The 19,781-nt window shown below is 49.6% G+C and carries 9 protein-coding genes; 4 read left to right on the top strand and 5 right to left on the bottom strand.

Features of this window, described 5'->3' with window-relative positions; translation table 11 throughout:
* Positions 1 to 152: 152 nt before the first annotated feature.
* Both P9L94_09505 and P9L94_09500 read right to left on the bottom strand, forming a co-directional pair.
* Positions 153 to 2,135, bottom strand: coding sequence for a DUF1588 domain-containing protein (locus P9L94_09505; protein MDP8244303.1), 1,983 nt, complete (start codon positions 2,133 to 2,135; stop codon positions 153 to 155).
* Positions 2,136 to 2,366: 231 nt separating this feature from the next.
* Positions 2,367 to 3,542: an exo-alpha-sialidase gene (locus P9L94_09500; protein MDP8244302.1), complete on the bottom strand. Its 1,176-nt coding sequence runs from the start codon at positions 3,540 to 3,542 to the stop codon at positions 2,367 to 2,369.
* A gap of 117 nt (positions 3,543 to 3,659) precedes the next feature.
* Here P9L94_09500 and P9L94_09495 point away from each other — a divergent pair, with 117 nt between their 5' ends.
* Positions 3,660 to 5,867: a hypothetical protein gene (locus P9L94_09495; protein MDP8244301.1), complete on the top strand. Its 2,208-nt coding sequence runs from the start codon at positions 3,660 to 3,662 to the stop codon at positions 5,865 to 5,867.
* A gap of 11 nt (positions 5,868 to 5,878) precedes the next feature.
* Here P9L94_09495 and P9L94_09490 read toward each other — a convergent pair whose 3' ends face one another.
* A complete protein-coding gene (locus tag P9L94_09490; GenBank protein ID MDP8244300.1) occupies positions 5,879 to 6,184 on the bottom strand; it encodes an antibiotic biosynthesis monooxygenase in 306 nt (101 codons plus the stop codon).
* 89 nt (positions 6,185 to 6,273) lie between these two features.
* Between P9L94_09490 and P9L94_09485 the strand changes: the two genes are divergently transcribed.
* Positions 6,274 to 7,740, top strand: a complete 1,467-nt coding sequence (locus tag P9L94_09485) for a sulfatase-like hydrolase/transferase (GenBank protein MDP8244299.1) — start codon at positions 6,274 to 6,276, stop codon at positions 7,738 to 7,740.
* A 4-nt stretch (positions 7,741 to 7,744) separates the two neighbouring features.
* Here the strand turns inward: P9L94_09485 and P9L94_09480 are convergent, their stop codons facing one another.
* On the bottom strand, positions 7,745 to 9,055 hold the full coding sequence (locus P9L94_09480; protein MDP8244298.1) for a Gfo/Idh/MocA family oxidoreductase: 1,311 nt from the start codon (positions 9,053 to 9,055) through the stop codon (positions 7,745 to 7,747).
* 49 nt (positions 9,056 to 9,104) lie between these two features.
* On the bottom strand, positions 9,105 to 9,821 hold the full coding sequence (locus tag P9L94_09475; GenBank protein ID MDP8244297.1) for a DUF1080 domain-containing protein: 717 nt from the start codon (positions 9,819 to 9,821) through the stop codon (positions 9,105 to 9,107).
* A 311-nt stretch (positions 9,822 to 10,132) separates the two neighbouring features.
* Here P9L94_09475 and P9L94_09470 point away from each other — a divergent pair, with 311 nt between their 5' ends.
* Positions 10,133 to 13,486, top strand: coding sequence for a DUF5107 domain-containing protein (locus tag P9L94_09470; GenBank protein MDP8244296.1), 3,354 nt, complete (start codon positions 10,133 to 10,135; stop codon positions 13,484 to 13,486).
* Between the two features lie 263 nt (positions 13,487 to 13,749).
* On the top strand, positions 13,750 to 19,707 hold the full coding sequence (locus P9L94_09465) for a hypothetical protein (GenBank protein ID MDP8244295.1): 5,958 nt from the start codon (positions 13,750 to 13,752) through the stop codon (positions 19,705 to 19,707).
* Positions 19,708 to 19,781 lie beyond the last annotated feature (74 nt).

Here is a 19,781-nt window from a genome sequence, read left to right as displayed (position 1 = left end):
TAATAATCAATTTAAAAGTCTACAAATTTTCTATCCAGGCATGGGTACATCTCTGGGAGCGCCTGAGCAAAAGGGCATGAAAGCCCGCGCTGAAGCGAGCAGAGTTGCACCTATTGCCGTACTAACAAATTTGTAAAATATTGAGATGTCTTCTAATTGTTTTTATTACTTGCCATACCCACTTGCTGCGCTGGCGCTTCTTTCGCTTTATGATATCGAAACGGAACGCTTTGGATGATTTCCCATAACAAGGTTTGTGCTTTGTAATCGTTGCGTTTTAACTCTTCAACAATGCGGTCAACCGTGCAGTAGTCTTCCATGATAAGGCCGCGTCCTAAAGCGTAGCCCAGCATTTTTGCGGTCAAGTGCCGGACAAAGTCATCTTTGCGTTCAAGCAGGATTTGCTTCAATTCATCCGGCCCGTTGAATTGGTCGCCGTTTGGCAATTGTCCGCTCGCATCAATTTTCTGGTTGGCGTCCTTGGTTCGCCAACGGCCAATGGCGTCAAAGTTGTCTAAGCCGAATCCCAATGGATCAATGCGGTCATGGCACGACGCGCAGGCGGGGTTTGCGCGATGAATCTCTAAGCGTTCGCGCAGCGTTTTTGGTTTTTCGTCGGAATGGTTTTCGGGCAATTCAGGGATATCGGGCGGCGGAGGTGGAGGCGGCGTTCCCAGCACGGTTTCCATGATCCACTTGCCGCGCAGTACCGGGCTGGTCCGGTGAGGATAAGAACTGACCGTTAAGACGCCCGCCATGGTTATGATTCCGCCGCGATGGCTTTTTGGAGGTAACTCAACCCGCGTCAATTGTTGATTGGGTACATTGACCTGCTTTTGAATTTCATAATGCTGCGCCAACTGACGGCTGGCGAATGTGAAGTCGGAATCTATGAGGTTCAGCAATGATAAATCATTGGCGAGCAGTTCTTGAAATACGTAGACGGGTTCGTATTTCATCGCGGATTCAAGAATCTCGTTGTAGTTAGAGAACGTGTTTTGGTCGGGGCGGCTGCTGACGCCGAGTTCGCGCGTGCCCAGCCATTGGCTGACAAAGTTATTGGCGAATTCGTATAGTTTGCGATCTTCGAAATTGATGTAACTACGCTTTTTAAATTCTTCTTGCTTCGGCTCATTCAACATGCGCTTAATTTGTTGTTTGAGAACATCCCTCTTGTGCAGTTGTTTTTCAGCGGCCAAGTCAAACAGCTCGTCATCCGGCATACTCGACCACAAAAAATACGATAGCCGACACGCGAGTTCGTAATCACTGACGGGACGGACCATCTCGCTTTGGTTTGGCTGTTCAACCAAAAAAAGAAAATGGGGTGAAATCAATATCGCCTGCATCGCATAAAACACCGCCGACTCATACGACTGGTTGCGTTGATACATTGTTTGAAACAAAGTCATGTAGCGGTCGAGTTCGTGTTCTGTCACTGGGCGGCGAAATGCGCGGAAGGCGAAGCGATGGATGGTCATTTTGCCCGCTTCGAATGCGCTCGTTACTTCGTTTGGTTTTGCAATGAATATTTGTTCTCTCGAGTTTGGTTCCTTCGCCGCATATTCGAGCGCTTCTTTGGCGGATTCTAAATAGCGTTCGGCATGGACGGGCGACAAGAAGAGAGTCTCGGCGGCGTTGTCAAAGCCTTCTCCGCCGGAGCCGTCGGCGGGCAGGCTGCTGCCTGAATCGAAATGGATGCCGAGCAGGTCGCGAATGGTCGCGGAATATTCATTGCGATTCAGGCGCCGGACGGAATGAGGGCCGGGGTCGATGCCGTCGCCGCAAAGCGAATCTTGAATCGTGTTTTGGAGCCAATCAACGATTTGGGTTTGTTGATCTTCATCGAGAGGTAATGAGTTTTTTGGCGGCATCTCACCCGCTTTGACGCGGGAGATAACACTCGTCCAAACGTGAAGGTCGTCTAGCACTTTTTCCAGGCTGTCATATTGTTCGAGGTTAAGCCCAGCGGCGGGATCGCCCTCGCCGTGACAGATATAGCAATGGGTCGAGAAAACCTCGTGTAGTTTTTCGAAATCAAATTCATCGCAAACGCTGGGACGGGTGAATAGCAACAAGATGAAAACAACAACCAGCCTTAGTGCGTTATTCGCAATAAGATTTACTTCCTGCATTTCAAACTCCAATTCGCGTAAAGTTTGACAAAGCCTTATAGAAACCATCTCAAAAAACGAACTTCACAACCCGCTACCCAAGGATTTTTTCTAAGCAGGCCTTATCTGGGGCGGGTGTATCTCAATGAGCGCCTGTGAAAAAGGGCCTGAAAGCCCGCACCGAAGCGAAGAGAGATGTACCCGCCCCAGTGTACAACGATGTTACAAATATTATTGAGATGGTTTCTCGTATTATTCGCTCTGACTTTTTATCCATTCAACTGAAAACGTTTCATGCTTTATGGTATTTCCTTCTGAGGTCTTGTATGTATACGAAATATGAATCAAGCCGTTTTTGTCTTCAATGAGCGAAGGATAGCCATACGATTCAGTGCGCCCGATATTTTGCGACCATTTCCAGGTTTCGCCTTCATCGTTTGAGAGCGCAACCGCCATGCTGCCGCGATTATCTTCGGTATCATTATGGACCATGATCCAATAGTCATTTTGCTGTAGCGCCCTGATTTGCAGGCTCGAACTTGGATTGGGAATGTCGGTATCGACCATCACCGACCATGTTTCTCCGTCATCTTTCGACAGGCTTTGCATGACGCGATTGGGCGGCCTGCCGGTGTCGCGCATGTAAGCAACGATGTCGCCGTTCTCTCGTTGCGCAAACGTCGGTTGAATGCCCGCAAGGCCGACGATGGGCTTGCTCGCCCGCCATGTGTTTCCGCCGTCGTCTGAGATTGCGGCGAGTCCCATGTTGAAACCGTCTGAATAGAGCGGCAGCAGAATGCGCCCTGATTTAAGTTGAGTGGGGTGATTGCGCGTCATCCAACCTTCCTGGCGTTTATTTTTGTCTTGGGCGGCTTCTTCAACAAGTCGTGTATAGGGCGGGGCGTAGTCGGCCCACATATCTTCGGGCGGGTCGAGCTCTTTGAAGCCTTGTTGAATCGCTTGGGCGAATTGCTCGCCGGGCTGCAAGAGAATGACATCCTGCCAGTTCCAGTTCGGCGCGGCATTGGTGTTGTAGTCGTTTGAAGTCCTCACGCGAAGCAGCGAGTGTTGCCAGCCATTGGCGCGGACGGCGATCCAAAACAGTCGCAGAGTCTTGCTTGGGTCTAAATATAACACCGGGTTGCAGTCTGGTAGGTTAGGCGTGTCCGCCATTAAAAATATGTCGCTCCATTTTGTTGAGCCTTTCTGGAGCCGGGCGCCGTTGATGACGACATCATTGGCGGATCGTTCACCGCTACCCTGAAACCATGCCGCCAGCAAGTCGCCATTGGGCAGCTCAACCAGACTGCTGCCATGAACGTGCTTATCTTGATGAGGGAAAATAATTTGTGAATGATGAATTGGTTTGGCGTATCCCAGAATTGCGAATGATCCAACTAAAAGTGTAATGAAGAAGGTCTGTTTCATGATTAGCCTTTATTAATTAAAATGACTGATGTAAGGCCAAGACGTGGAAGTTTCAATTTGATATCATAGCGCAGTCAGTTTGGGAAAGAATGTTTTAATCATTTTGGGGAGACAGTCATGGCCTATATTCTTCAGCATATACAAAAATCTTTCTTATTTGTGTTTATCGGCATTTTTATTTCGATTAGCCAAATCCAAGCGAGCAATCTTTACATTTATGATACCGTTGGCAAACCTCAATCTCAATTCGCTATCGAAAAAATCAAAGAAGTAATTCAAGCCGACAAGCACAATGTAAAGGTCGTTTTGAAATTTAGTTCAGAATCATATAGAGATGGGACGGCAATTTATTTTTCAATTGATGAACCATCAGATGAGTCCATTCCAGAAAGTTTTCAAATACAAACACAAAAAAAAGATGAGCAAACGGTTATCAAGGTCATTGGCGCGGATGAAGCCGGTCTCATGTATGGCGGGCTGGAACTCGCTGAAATTATCGCTGTGGATGGGCTTGAAAATGTTAAGAACATTCAACACTCCCCCTATATGGCGATGAGAGGGACGAAGTTCAATGCGCCGCTGGATGTGCGCACGCCTAGTTACACCGACGTATGTGACGCCGCCCAAAACAATATCGCTGAAATGTGGTCGATGGACTTCTGGAAAGAATATATTGATACGCTCGCGACCTATCGTTACAACTATATCTCATTGTGGAGCCTGCACCCGTTTCCGTCGCTGGTGCGCGTACCTGGGTATGAAGATGTTGCGTTAGATGACGTGCAGCGCTCAACCATAGATTGGAAAGAAGATTACTCGCTCAACGGAATCGGGTTTGACGCGCCGGAAATCATCAACAACGTCGAGACGCTCAAAAAAATCAGCATGGATGACAAGATCAAATTCTGGCGCGAGGTGATGCGTTACGGCAAAGAACGCAACGTCGATTTTTACTTCGTCACCTGGAACATCTTCGTCAATGGAACTCAGGGCAAATACGGCATCACCGATAAGATTGACAACCCAACCACCGTTGATTATTTTCGCAAGAGCGTCAAGCAGATGTTTGTGACCTACCCCGACCTGGCGGGTATCGGCCTGACCACGGGCGAGAACATGCACGGCGCTGATATGGATCAAAAAGAAGAATGGGCGTTTCAAACTTACGGCCAGGGCGCGTTAGACGCCGCCAAGATGTTCCCCGAAAGACAGATTACCTTCATTCACCGCCAACACATGACGGGAGCGCAAGACATCGCGCGTAAGTTTGCGCCGTTGATTGAGAAAGACAATGTCGAATTTATTTTCAGTTTCAAATACGCCAAGGCGCATGTCTTTAGTTCGACCCAACAGACTTACCATCAAGGCTTCGTCAAGGATATCGGCGATCTGAAAACAATATGGACGCTGCGCAACGACGATTCGTATTATTTCCGTTGGGGTGCGCCTGACTTCGTGCGCTCGTTTATCAAGAATATTCCGTATGATGTTTCGCGCGGTTTTTACTATGGCTCCGATCAATATATATGGGGGCGGGAGTTTCTTAGTAAAGAGCCGGAGTCGCCGCGCCAGATTGAGATCAAAAAACATTGGTATCATTGGATGATCTGGGGCCGGTTGGGGTATGACCCTGATCTGACCAATGAGCGATTCCAGAAAATTCTCGCGTACCGTTTTCCCGGCGCTGCGAGCGAATCCTTGTTTGACGCCTGGCAACACGCGTCAATGATTTACCCATTGACGACCGGGTTTCATTGGGGATCGTTGGATTTCCAGTGGTACATCGAAGGCTGCAAGAGCCGTCCGTTCTATGCAAAAACCGAATCAGGGTTCAACGATGTCAACTTCTTCATTGATTTGAAGCCGCACCCGGGGACGGACAATATTTCGATCCCGGATTACGTCAAAAGCGTTGTTGAAGGGAAGGCATTGAAGGGTACGACGCCTTTGGAGGTATCGCAACAAATTCACCTACACGCAGACAAGGCGCTTGAATTGTTAAAAGGAATTGATCACAACGGCAACAAAGAATTGCGCCAGACGTTGCAAGACATCAAGACCATCGCCAATTTGGGAAAATACTATGCCCACAAAATACGCGGTTCCGCCGAAGTCGCGCTATTTCGTGAAACAAAAAAGCCTGAATACCAAAAGCAGGCGATTAAAGAATTGATCTTGGCGGCGCAATACTGGAAGACGTATTCTGAATTGGCCATGCAGCAATACAAAAACCCGCTATGGACAAACCGGGTCGGATATGTCGATTGGACAAAACTCTACAAGGATGTGTTAAACGATATTGAGATCGCCAAAAACGCAGAGTGACCCAAGTTGACTTACCAGTCGCCGTCAGTCGGGAAGAGGCTGGTGTGTTTGACGCCTTCGCGTTTTTTCGCCATCCAATCCTGGACGGTCTCGCGCCAGGTGAGATAGTGGTTGGTCTGTTGGTGTGCTTTGAAGTCATCTTCACTACGATAGGCTTCATAGAGAAAAAAACGCGCCGGGTCATCATTGGCTTGAAGCACATCAAAGCGCAGGTTGCCCGGCTCTTGGCGGGTTCCTTTGTGATTGAGCGATGTGGCTTCAATGAACTCGTTTTCTTTTCCAGGAACAACATAAACTGTTACGCATACAACGTACATTTTTTTCTCCGTTGATTTCGGGTGAAATTAGACAACGCAATATAAATAACGAATTCACTGTGAATGGGCAAGGCAAAGGGGAAGCGAAAATGGATGATGCGATGAAGAACAATCGGCGCAGTTTTCTACAATCGACCGCACTCGGTGCGAGCGCAACCCTATTTGGCGTTCACCAAATCAGCAACGCGAACCCGCCAGAGCGCCCGAATATCATTCTCTGTATGGCAGACGACCAGGGTTGGGGCGACATGGCGTATAATGGACATCCGCTTCTCCACACGCCTAATTTTGATTCATTCGCAAAAGAAGGGCTGCGCTTTGAGCAATTTTATGCCGCCGCTCCTGTCTGCTCTCCGACCCGGGGCAGCGTAATGACGGGAAGGCACCCAAACCGTTTCGGCTGCTTCTCATGGGGAAACACGTTGCGGCCTCAAGAAATTACGATTGCCGAAGCGTTAAAGTCGGCTGGGTATGTAACCGGGCATTTTGGTAAATGGCATCTTGGTTCCGTGCAGAAGGGAAGCCCCGTGAATCCTGGCGCAAGCGGCTTTGATGAATGGCTCTCTGCTCCCAATTTTTATGACAACGATGCCGTGATGAGCCGCGAAGGCAACGCGATTCAAACCAAGGGCGAAAGTTCGATGTTGATTGTTGATGCGGCGCTTGAGTTCATTGAGCGCCATTCAAAGAATGATCAGCCTTTTCTCGCTGTCGTCTGGTTTGGTTCACCTCATTTACCGCACGAGGCAATTGAGCGCGACCGCGAGTTGTATAAAGACGAAGAGGAATCGTATCAACATTTTCTCGGTGAAATTACGGGCATGGACCGCGCGTTTGGAAAGTTGCGCAATCAGATTCGGGAAAAGAATATTCATCAGGATACGCTGCTGTGGTATTGCAGCGACAATGGCGGCTTGCCCAAACATGGCAGTACGGGCGGGCGCGGGCACAAAGCCCAAATCTATGAAGGCGGATTACGCGTCCCTGCAATTGTCGAATGGCCAGGTAAAATCAAGGCGCCGCAACAAACATCCATTCCATGTTCCACCAGCGATATCTACCCAACCTTGCTTGATATCACAGGCGTTGATTTACCCAATCAACCTCCACTGGATGGAGTCAGTTTAGCGTCTCTCTTTCAAGGAGAAAAATTTGAACGTCCACCGATTGGTTTTTGGAGTTACCCCTCTAAAGGCGTACGTACGCCTAGCCGTGAGTGGATGCCGGAATTGTTGAAGTCGCAACAAAGCGGGAGCCAAATTAGCCAAGTTAGCAGGTTGCGTTTAGACGCGGCGGAAATCAAAACGCAATATCCCGATAATACGTTCCCCGGACATTCCGCCTGGTTAGATTGGCCGTGGAAACTCCATCGGATTCAAAACAAAGATTCATCCGTGAAGTTTGAATTGTACAACCTACATGACGACCCGTTAGAAGCGAAAAATGTTATTGCTCAGCAAAAAGAACGAGCGAAGCCAATGAAGACTTCGCTCGAACAGTGGATGATATCAGTTGTCAATAGTATGAATGGGAAGGATTATTCTTCTCAATCATAACTCATCATACTTGAGGCCACCCTTTACGAAACGTCGGACGCAAAAATGGCTCGGCTGACGGCGCGCCTACTGCCGTCATCGTTTTTGATTGCCATTCAAAATCTTTTTGGGCGCGGTAAGCGGTGTTGCCGAGAATGACGGTCTCCGCCATCGGCCCGCTATAGTCAAAGTTGCATGTCGCGGTCTCGCCGCCTTTACACGCGTTGATCCATTCCTGACGGAAGCCGGGTGAATCGGCAATGCTCGGTGCGGGTTCGTTGTAATCAGCGAATTTATTTTCAGGGTAGAGTTTGCGCTTGTCAAAGCCGCACACTAAAGTGCCTTTTGATCCGACAAAAATATTGTTGCCGTCTTGCGGGATGCCGCGTTCCTGTAATGACTTGATTGGTTTCGTTGTGTGAACCCAATGTAAGGTCACAGGCGGCAGGTCGCCTCTCGCGGGGAACTCATATTTCATGGAGAGTTCTTTCGGCGTGCGGTCTTTATCGAGCTCCGGCCCCCAGGCAGACACCTTATTGCAGTGTTCGAGTTTTAGCGCCCAATAGGGGATGTCGAGAATATGGCAGCCCCAGTTGCCGGTTTCTCCAGTGCCAAAATCCCACCAGAAGCGCCATTTGTAAGGGCAATATTCGGGGCTGTATTTACGTTCTTTTGTCGGGCCAAGCCACAGGTCCCACTTGAGGTGTTTGGGTACAGGCGGGAATTCGGTCGGGACGGCGGGCATACCGCGGTCGCCGCCCAGTTTGGAATAGATCTCGCGCACTTCGCCGATGGCGCCCGATTGGATGATCTCAACTACGCGATGAACATTCGGGATGGTGTGACGCTGGACGCCTAACTGCGTCGCCAGTTTGTTTTTCTTTGCGAGATCGGTCATGGCGCGAATTTCAGAGATAGAGTGCGCCATCGGTTTTTCACAATAGAGGTGCTTTCCCATATCCATCGCCGCCATGGCAGGATGAAAATGGGTATGGTCGGGCGTGCTGACAACGACCGCGTCAATCTGGTTTCCCATCTCGTCGAGCATCGTCCGGTAATCGAAATACTTCTTCGCCTGGCGATGCTTATCATAGGCGTCGCCGGCGCGTTCGTCGTCGACGTCGCAGAGCGCCACGATATTTTCATGCGCGACCGCGTTCAGGTTGGCGCGGCCTTGGCCGCCGATGCCGATCACGCCGATGTTGAGTTTGTCATTCGGCGACTGTGCGTTTGCCGCGTACAACCCTGAGGTGATCCAAAGCCCCGCTGTCGCCGCAGCGCCCGTTTTTAAGATTTGTCGACGGTTGACTGGATGATTACTGTTTTTTGTCGTCATTGTTTTTTGCTTTCGTTGGTTCGGTGAAACGCGATTACATGGGCGAACATTATTTGAGTTCTTTGATTTTGATATTTCGCCAACGGATTTGCGTCCCGGCTTTTTCTTGACTGTCGCCGATTCCGTGAACCTGCAATGCGATGAAGCCGGTCGGGGTCATGTCGTCTTTCAGGTCAGCGGCGGCTACGCCGTTGATCCAGGTTTTGAGTGAGTCGCCTTTGCATTCGATGCGATAATGGTTCCATTCATTTTGTTTGAAGGCGGCGCGGGCTTTAGCGTTTTTATCGCCTTCCAGGTTGTAGAGCCAGCCGCGGCGGCCTTCGTCATAGATGCCTGCTGACCAAGCGCGCGGGGCGGGGTCGATCTCAACTTGATAGCCGTGGACGCGGCCAGCGTTGACTTTTTTCTTTTGGAGTTTTCCGTCAGCATCTTTGTATTCATACACTTTGTCTTCGTCATAGACGTTGCTGCGGATCTGGATGCCGGAGTTGAGTTTTGGATCAACTATATATTCCACTTCAAGGATGAAATCAGAATACATTTTCTTGGTGCAGAGAAAACTGTTCGACGTTTTTGGGACGGAGGTTCCAACAATGGCGCCGTCTTCAATGGTATAAACCGCTTCACCGCCGTGTTGCTCCCAATTCGATAAATCTTTGCCGTTAAACAACGGAGCAAAGCCGTCGTCCGCCGCCTGAACAGCGTTCATTGTAAGAATCAAAGCGAGTGAGGTAAGAATGAATGATGTTTTGATGGTGCGTAACATTACGATGCCTCTTTTCATAGAATGATGAATGCGGCGCAACGATTGAGTTGCAGCCAACACCCAATTTACCATAAATGATTTCGGGTTTTAAGACCGCTTGCACAGGCGCTCCCAGAGTTGCACCCATGCCTGATTTGGTTTGTCAATTATTGATACGCCGGGATATGTTTTCGTAATCAAAATCATGACCATCCATCAATGTAGGTACTCACTTACCGGATGAACCACAATAATTGATATTTGGCCTATCCATTCATCGAGAAATATGAAAAATAGTGAGTAGCATTTCATACAAGAAGGGGAGCCTCATCATGTTGAATTCACGTTATCGCTTTTCTATCGCATTCGGTTTGCTGTTTTGCTTCATGGCGCAGTGGGGCGCCGCACAGAACGGTTCCGTAAAAATCTGGGAAGAGCCGTTGGTTTTGCCGACGTATCTCACTGGCGAAGATGACGTGAACCCGATGTTTCGCAAGCCGCTTTCCTATCAGGGCGCCAGCAAGGTCATCTACCCGTATCCTTTGCAGGAATCGTTGTCGAACCAGAAAGAAGAACAAACTTACAACGCGCTCTATCTTGAGAATGAATATATCAAATTGTGCGTCTTGCCTGAGATGGGCGGGCGTTTGTTTTATGCGACTGACAAGACCAACGGGTATGAGTTGTTCTACCGTCAACATGTGATAAAGCCCTCGCAAATCGGTATGTTGGGCGCTTGGGTGTCGGGCGGAATCGAGTGGTGTGTCTTTCATCATCACCGCGCATCGACCTTTATGCCGATGAATTATCGGTTAGTTGAAAATAACGACGGCAGCAAGACCATCTGGTTCGGCGAGATCGAGCCGCGCCACCGCATGAAATGGAGCATCGGCATTTCGTTGTTCCCTGGCAGTTCGAGAATTGAAGCCAAAATCCGTATGTATAACCGCACGGATACGACGAACTCGATTTTGTATTGGGCGAATGTGGCGACCCATGTCAACGACGATTATCAAGTCTTCTTCCCACCGTCGACAGAGTACGGCGTTTATCATTCGAAAAATGAATTCGTCCACTGGCCGATTGGACGTACACGCTATCGCGGCGTTGATTATGATGGCGTCGATTTAAGCTGGTGGAAGAACCATCCCAACCCGGTCTCGATTTTTGCGCATGATCTCAAAGAGGGCTTTCTGGGCGGCTATGACCATGGGCAAGATGCGGGCGTTGTCCACGTCGCCAACCCACATATCGTAAAAGGCGCCAAACTGTGGGAATGGGGCCCGGGCCCGGAAGGCAGCATGTGGGATACCCAAGTGTTGACGGATGCTGACGGTCCTTATGCGGAATTAATGGCGGGCGCGTATTCAGACAATCAACCGGATTACAGCTGGATCAAACCCTACGAAGTCAAAGAGGCGGTGCAGACTTGGTATCCGTTACGTGAAATCGGCGGCGTGAAATCAGCAAACCAACACGCGGCGGTCAATCTCGAAGTCAATTCGGATAATCAAATTCATCTTAGAATTAACACAACCGAGCATCATCGTGATGTCATGCTATCGCTTCGAATTAGCGGCAAAAACATACGCTACAAACCAATTGACGTATCGCCCGCCAAGCCGTTTAAAGAAATCATCGAGATGCCGCAAGGCGCCAAAGAAGAAGACATTGTTGTCTCGCTAATAACGCAGGGCGGACAAAAACTCGTTGAATACTCTCCAGTGAAATTAGACGTTCCTGATGAACGGCCTAAAACCGTCGAACCGCCGCAGGACCCGGATAAAATCGAATCTGTTGAAGAATTGTATCTGACGGGATTGCGCATCAAGCAGTTTCATAACGCCCGCTTAGATCCGACTGAGTATTTTAAAGAAGCGCTAAAACGCGACCCGCTCGATTCGCGGTCGAATATTCAGATGGGGTTGGATGCGGCGCGACGGGGAATCTATGAAGAAGCCGAGGCTTACTTCTCAAAAGCGGTCGAGCGCATTTCTAAGAACTATACCCGCCCGCGTGATTGCGAGGCCTACTATCAATTAGGATTAGTCCAGCAGAAGCAAGGCAAACTTGACGACGCGTATGAGAACCTCTATCGCGCCGTTTGGGATTATGAATTTCGCGGCGCGGCGTATTTTAACTTGGCGCAGATTGAAAGCCTGCGCGGTAATTATGCCGAAGCGCTTGCTTTGATTGATCAAAGCCTCGAAGTAAACACGCTTAATACCAAAGCGCTTGGCCTCAAAAGTGCGTTACAGAGACAACTCAAGCAACCCCGCCGCGCTGTAAGAAGCACCGAACGCGCATTGCGCATTGACCCGTTAGATTTTCTCGCCTGGAACGAACGAGCGCTTGCGCGTCGCGGAGATCAACAAGCCAGTCAAAGTGATCAGGTCGAGTTGGCGCGCATTCTCAAGGATGATCCTGAATCGTATCTGGAACTCGCGCAGGATTACATGAATGCAGGGCTAAGCGATGACGCGGAGAAAATTTTAACGCTCGCCGTAGATTCTGAAGTTGAAGGCTTAAGCGATTACCCGACGGTTCATTATACTTTGGCTTTTCTTAGCCACTTGAGCGGCAATGAAAAGAAAGCGATTCAACAACTTGAACTCGCCCGGAAAAGCCCGACGGATTACTGCTTCCCTTATCGTTTAGAGACGATCCGCGTTTTGCAATTTGCGATTGAGACGAACCCGCAAGATAGCCGGGCGTACTATTATTTGGGTAATTTGTTATTCGATTTGCAACCGATACAAGCAATCGAAATGTGGCGGAAGGCGGTGCAGTATGAGTCGGCGTTGGCGATTGCTCACCGCAACCTGGGGTGGGCGTACTATGACGTTAACCGCGATTTTGGCCAGGCAATCGCAAGTTATGAAACCGCGATTCAGCACAACCCGCTCGACCCGCGCTATTACTATGAACTCGACAAATTATATGAAGGCAACCTGGCGCCAGTCGAAACGCGCATTCAAATTCTCGAAGCAAACCATGAGGTGGTCGCAAAAAATGAATCGGCGTTGACCCGCGCCATTATTGCGTTGGTGCAGGGCGAGCAATACGACAAGGCGATCCAATATTTAGATGACTACTACTTCCACATCCAGGAAGGCAATCGCCGACTTCATGATACTTATACGGATGCACACATGCTGCGCGGCGTCGAGCGATACAAGCAGGGCGAGTTTGCAAAAGCGCTTGAAGATTTCCTCGCGGCGGATGAATATCCCGAAAATCATCAAATGGGCCGCAACCGTAACTATGATCGCGACCCGCAAATTTTCTATTACACCGGGCTTGCCTATCAAGCGCTTGGCGATGAGCAAAAAACAGAGGCTTACTTCAATAAATCACTTGCAACAAATATCCGGGAGCCAAGGCAATATTCCTATTACCAAGGCTTGGCGAACCGCGCATTAGGCGACGAAGAGAATGCCTCCAAATGTTTTGACGAGATGATTGAAGCCGGTGAAAAAACACTTGGCTCATCAGAAGACGTCGATTTCTTTGCAAAATTTGGCGAGGGAGAAAGCCCGTCGATGCGTGAGTCGAACGCGCTCTATCTGATGGCATTGGGATATCTCGGCAAGGGAAATCACGAAAAAGCGAAAGAGGCTCTCGAACAAGTTGTTGGACGTGATATTTATAACAACTGGGCGAGGTTCTATCTGTCAGAAATTTAAATAGAAGCAATTTGGCGTTCTGCGAATGGAAGGGGCGGCGATATTCGCTCCTTCCATTTTTTTATGCTTAATCAATAAGATTTCCATGTTTATTTTTACTGAATTTCAGTTCTTTTCAAAAATTCTCTTTACAAATATGACTAATATTGTTAAGTTACATTCACTTTGAGGGATATCCGCCTACGCCGATTTTTGGCGCATCCAAGAATTTCATCTTTTCCCGACGATTTAATCTAATCTGATATCTATGATGGAGTGGGTGAATGAATCATTCCAAGAGAAGTCTATTTATAGCCGCCCTGTTTTGTTCGCTTTTTGTTTTTCTCGCCCTCCCGTCTTTTTCACAAGTTGAATTAGGCGACCTCAACGGAGACCGCGTTGTCGATCAATCGGACCTGCTTTTGTTCATGCGGGAATGGTACGTTCAACTGTCTGGTTCTCCTGCGGACTTCAATCAAGATGGTTTTGTCAGCGAGGACGACTTGTTTGTTTTCTCCTCGCATTGGTATGACAATAAAGGCATCGAACTCATCCCCCACATAGCAAGCGTCGTCGAAGAAGACACGCAGTTGTTTGCCATTCTCGACCCGCAAGAACATACCACGAATTGGAAATATTCGGTGAATGGAGTCGAGGGAGGCGATGCGTCGGTTGGGACGTTTCAAGCAAGCGAGGCCAGCCCGCTGTTTGGTTTATATTCGGCGCCGGACCTCTCGGACGCCCAGCCGATTGAGGTGGTTCTTGAGGTTCGCCATGCAACAGATACAAGCGCGAGCGCTACGGCGGCGGTTACGATTGTTCCCCGATTCGGCGAATTTATCATTCAGCCTAATAACGCCGATGTCGGCTTGAAGCAAACGGTCACGTTTCAAGCGGGAATCGAATTCGATAGCGTTTTTTACCCGATCAATGATGTCTATTGGAAAGTCAATGAGACGCTTGGCGGGCAGTTCCAAACCGGGAGGATCAATATTCTTGGCGATTATAAAGCCCCGGCGATTATGCCCGCGCCGCTGCCGTTTGATGTAAACGTCGGTTTCTCGTTTACGCCGGAGGGCGCCATCATCACGGATGTTCCCGTTCTTATTTCTGAACTGCACGCGACGCCTCAATCGGTGGTGAGTTTGGAAGCGGGCCCGACAGAAATTATCAACGTAACCGTTGAGAAATCGAACGACACCATTGTTCCGGTCGGCCCAGCGAATTTAACTTTTACGCCGAGCCTCCCCGATGTCGCGACGGTTGACGCGAACGGCACAATTATCATTGGAGACAAACTGGGGGATTGCGTCATTCTCGTTGATGACAACGCGACTGGGGCGCGAGATACGGTGGTTGCCCGTTCCCGGACGGATTATGACCTGAAGGCGGAAATTGAACCGCGCAGTCCTCAGTTTTTCCGGGTTGAACGGGTAAATGAAGAAGTGATTGAAGTTGAGTATACCAATCCTGGCGCAATGTTTAACTTTGTGCCGGTTGCAACCATTCTGCGTGGAGATCATGCGGGCGACAAACTGACCGCAACCAGCTCGCATCTGACATTTTCATCATCAAGTGAAAAAGTCGCTGTGATTGGCGACGACGACCCGTTCCCCGATTTAGAGGGGCTTATTGCGGTTATGCACAAAGATAAGGGGTTTGTTGTCGTTGGTCAGGAACCAGGCCGCGCGACGCTGGTTGCGGATTTTGATTACGCGTACGCCAAACATCAAGTTAAGATGGATGTGATTTTCTCAAGGATCGAAGTCAACGCGACCGCGAAAGGGCATATCACCCAAAGCACCTCGGAGTTGCTCATCACGGAGTATATTCAGGTTGCCGTACAATGCACCAATCCAAACAGCGAGTTCTTTGGCGATGTCCCACTGCAAGTCAAAGTGCTCAACCAAGCCGGAGACCCCGCGCCGTTTGAAGCGGCGTTTCACCGCAACCGCCATACCGGCAACGGCGCAATCAAAGGTGAGTTTAATAACTTCTTTCCATTTCAATTCAGTCAATATGACCTATTCAATCTCACCGCAGATTCATCCGCGCGACCAGAAGCGTTTGTTGAAAGTCCTGGCGAGTACGAATTTTTTGTCGTCCCTCGACAGGCGGGAATGCACCATATTGAATTCACGGTTCGAGACGACCCCGGCGTTGAGCCGGTGATTATTTCGGTCAACGTCGTCAAGCCCAAAATGGTGTTACAACATCCGCCAGCCCAATTTAGCAACGAGCAGAATTTTGTTCCAGATGATATTAAGGTCCCCGTTAATTCGTGGGTGAATGTATTCCACCGCCACCCCGATTCGGCGGTGTCTCCGTTTGATCTGGTGCAGGAGGCGCAAGGGAACACCTTTACCCGCTTCGCGCATAACGATGTCGTGATTTGGAACGTCACTGACCCGACCGGAGAGAATTCCACATTTCCGATTACCGATTTGTTTAATTCTTCTACGGTGTATCGCGGCGGAACCTTCAACCGCCCATTTGATATCCAGGGCGAATGGAAGGTCAAGCATGGCTTGAAAGAGCATCCCGTAATCGAAACTGAAGAATTGACCGTCAACGTCGTCCACCCCGCTGATGTTGAGAGCGTGGCGTCTGAGAACATCAAACCCGTAACCGATGAAGACAACGAACAGTTGGTTCCTCGGTCAAACCAGATGGGCGCCTTTGAGATAGTCGCGCCGATTGGCGGCGGTTGGGCGCCGGGAATTCCGATTCCGGTTGTGATCCAGACGTATGACGCCAACGGAACCGCTAAGACTGTTGGCAAGTCGATTCAGTCTCAATTTTTTTCAAACACCAGTGAAGGGCTTCGTTTAACCCGTGAATCGGTTGAGCAACGAGTGGTTGGCGTCTCTGTTAATTTTTTGCGCAATTTCAACTTTTTCGTAAACGGTTCACTGATGCCAAACAGCCAGGGCGTCATTTCGTTTAATATCGTCCCGACCGAATCAGCGATCAACAACATCGGTGATGATTTAATTGTTCAAATCGCGCCGACGGTATATTCCATTTTCGCTGAAGATCAACTTCTTACCAGTCTCCCGGTTGAAACCCGCCGTTTCGTTGACGGAGACGGCGGCGTATTAGCAGCAGCGCCGTTTGGCATTACGGAATTCATCCAAGAGCAAGATATGCTGTTTAACAAGCAGTGCCTGTTTGTGAGCGGCAATGCGCTCGCCGCCAGCCCGCGCCAGCTGCCAGTGCCTTCGGAGCGCGTTCGCAATGCCGTTGCCGCCGGAAAACTGCCCGAGGCGTCGAAATACACAACCTTGGCGCTGCATGGCAACAACCGCTTCAACACGTCAATCGGTTCGGGCATTACTGCGATCAGTTACTCGTCTGATCCCGGCGTCACGTCTGGTTTGACGATCAAGGAATCGAAAAAAATTGCAGACCGTCAGATGCAAGTGACGGTTGACTTGCAGTTTCAAGATACCGGAGAGCGATTTTTCAAGGTTGTTACAGGAGATGGAAAAGAGTGGGAAGTCGCGACCGAATTCGTTGAGTTTGAAGTCTCTGACCCGGGTTTTGTGAATCACTCAGACAAGAACCTTCCGCTCAATGCAAGACACCACAATGCGCATGAAGTCGGGTCGCAACAATTTGACGTGCAAAATAAAAGTCGGAGCGCGGTGTTGCACATGTTGGAATTGGAATTGCTCCCTTCGATCAAAACCGGAGACCAGTTCAGAGGACAAGAAGCGCAAAGCCCTCTCGTGGGTTTTGAAACAGAACGCGATGAAGAAACCCAACAGACCGTCATCTCGACTTTGAAGCAGAAGTTCTTTCAACGCAATTTCAGCGCCTTTATGGTGTTTGGAAATACAACCGACCGAAAGACGTTGAACCCTCAAGGATCGCAACTCATGGCGCAGAGCGGGCCGGACGGCTTGCCTGACTTTGTCAGTTCAACAACCGACGCGGAAAAAATTCTGGTTTCTCTCAGCGGGAATTTGGGCGATTACTACGAGTTCACTGCGTATAATTTGGTGACGAAAGTGACGCAAGACCTGCAAGACCCCGGCGTCGGGTTTGATGATATCAAAGGTAATATTTCTAGCACGTGGACGAAATATAGCGGGCCGGACTCTTCACAGAGCATTCAAAGCGTCGGCAACCAACTCACTACGCAAAAAGTGAGTATTCAAGTTGATAAAGAAGCGACAACGTCAAACCTTAATTCCTCAAGCCAATTGATTCAGGGAGACGTTCCGACGAAATATTTTGCGGGCGTACTCGATCAATATTATCTATCGAAAAAAATCTATTCAATCGGAAGCACGCCGCGCACGGTCTCGATTGCAAAAGACAGTCGCGTGCGCGCTTTTAATGGCGAGCGCAGCGGTTCGCTTCTGGTGACTCCGTTTGAGCGTCGCGGTTTCGGCGTAGAACTGGATGGAGTCATTTATGATCCAAAGTTAGATGCGGTATTTGATTTACCGCCCAATAGTCCCGATATGCTTAAACTGCCCGTTGTCAGTCAATGGACAAATGGCGGGATGTTGAGCGACCGGGGCCTTGTCCCTGAACATGGCGGAACCTCAGGCGGTTATTTTGATCTGAATAAAGAATACCCCGGAAGTCACCAAGTGGTTTCTAAAACGCCGGGGCAGCAGTTTCCCGGACTTCACGCCGGATATCTCGTACAAAACACTACGGCGTTTTTGACCGATCCCTACTTGGGCGATGATGACGACCCGTCAATTGAAGACGACATCGAAGAGGTCATCATCAAACGAAGCGGCGGCGCTGGAACCGCGATTGAGGAAGAAAAAAAATTCTTTAAGTTGTTTGGTCAAACCACGCAACTGCGGCGCGTGAATGGGTTTGCCCAAGCGCGCGACAAAAGCGATCCCATTACGACCTCGCTTTTCTCAACCCACAAATACCAGGTCGCGACTGACCCGCCCGGCTTAGAAGAAAGCGTCCCTGTGGTTGCGTCTGTTTGGCTGCGTGAGTTGCCGCGCACACCCGAAGAAAACGTCAACTTATTGGTCTCAACCCAAAGTTTTGGCAATGAGCATTTACAAAAAGCCGCAATCGACTTTGTGGTCGATATGACCGTCAATCTCTCGGCGCAGGTGATTCTTGCTGCGCTCACTGGCGGAGCAGGGAACGCGTTATGCGGAGGGTTAGACGTCGCGGGGACATTCACGACAGCCAGCATCAGCTTTAGTTTGTCGTCTGCGGAATCGGAATTTTTCGCCAACCAACTCGACGCCAGCACGTCGAAGCCTTTTCATGTGGCGAACTCCGTTTTACGTTCCGGTCAATCATTCGTGCCTTACGTCGATAGCATTCAAGTGTCTGCCGGAGATTTTATCGAATTTCCTGAATTAAAAGAATTAAAAGAAAAAGGGTTTCGAGGCCTGGCCGCAGAAGCCCGAAGCGGTCTGGTCAAAGCGCCGGGAAAAATCGCCAACGTCGGCGTGTGCGCAATTTTGAACGCGCCGTTTGAAGCCCTAAAGGATGCCTTGAAAGAAAGCGTGAGCGTAGAAGGCTTGGGCGGCGCCGGTTCCGCGCAAGCAATTGCCGAGCGCTATTTATGCGTCTCCGTTCCGCAATCGGCTTGGCGCGACGAGGGTGGCTTGTTTAGCGCTGAATATTCGCTGCGGCGCGTCATTGATGTGATTCCTGATGAGCCTGCGGTGAGGAACTTGCAAATTCCCGAAGCGGGCGAAGAAGAGGATGACGATGAAGACGGCGGCAACCTGCCGATTGAATACAAAACCGATTCAGCGATTGAAGATGATGTCGCTTTGATCGCCCGGTTATTGACCGACCTGAGCGATCCCGACAAAAAAGATGACGCCGAAAAGGTGCTGAACCGAATGAGCGTCAACTCCGTCAGCCGAAAATCAAACGCGCATGATAATATCTTCCGTGAGCATAAACTTCGGTACGGACGCTTACCCATGTTTGAAGTGATTATGACGCCCAAGGGCGAGTTAGAACCGGGAAAGACGCTTGGCGATTTTATGTTGCGTACCGATGAAACAGCGATTGATGTTTCGACTGGTTCGATGGTCATGGCGTCGCGCACCAATGAAAACGCTGGCTCTCGCGCTGTGCTGACCTCCAATGGATATCAAATGCAATTGTTAAACGCCACAATTCCAGACCCGTTCCAGGCAAGAAGGCCAACTGCGTTTACTGCGCAAGGTCTTCACCATGATGAAAGCCTTCACTCCTGCGGCTTGTCAGGACAAACGCAGTATCAAGAGTGAGCCGAATCTGCGTATGTTTTTATATAGGTAGGAAGAGGCGGTTTGAATGGTTGTATCTTATCAATCAGAAGCAA

The organism is Candidatus Hinthialibacter antarcticus, assembly GCA_030765645.1.
Lineage (GTDB): Bacteria > Hinthialibacterota > Hinthialibacteria > Hinthialibacterales > Hinthialibacteraceae > Hinthialibacter > Hinthialibacter antarcticus.
The sequence above is the reverse complement of the archived record's forward strand: the minus strand, read 5'-3'. Positions and strand labels throughout refer to the sequence as shown.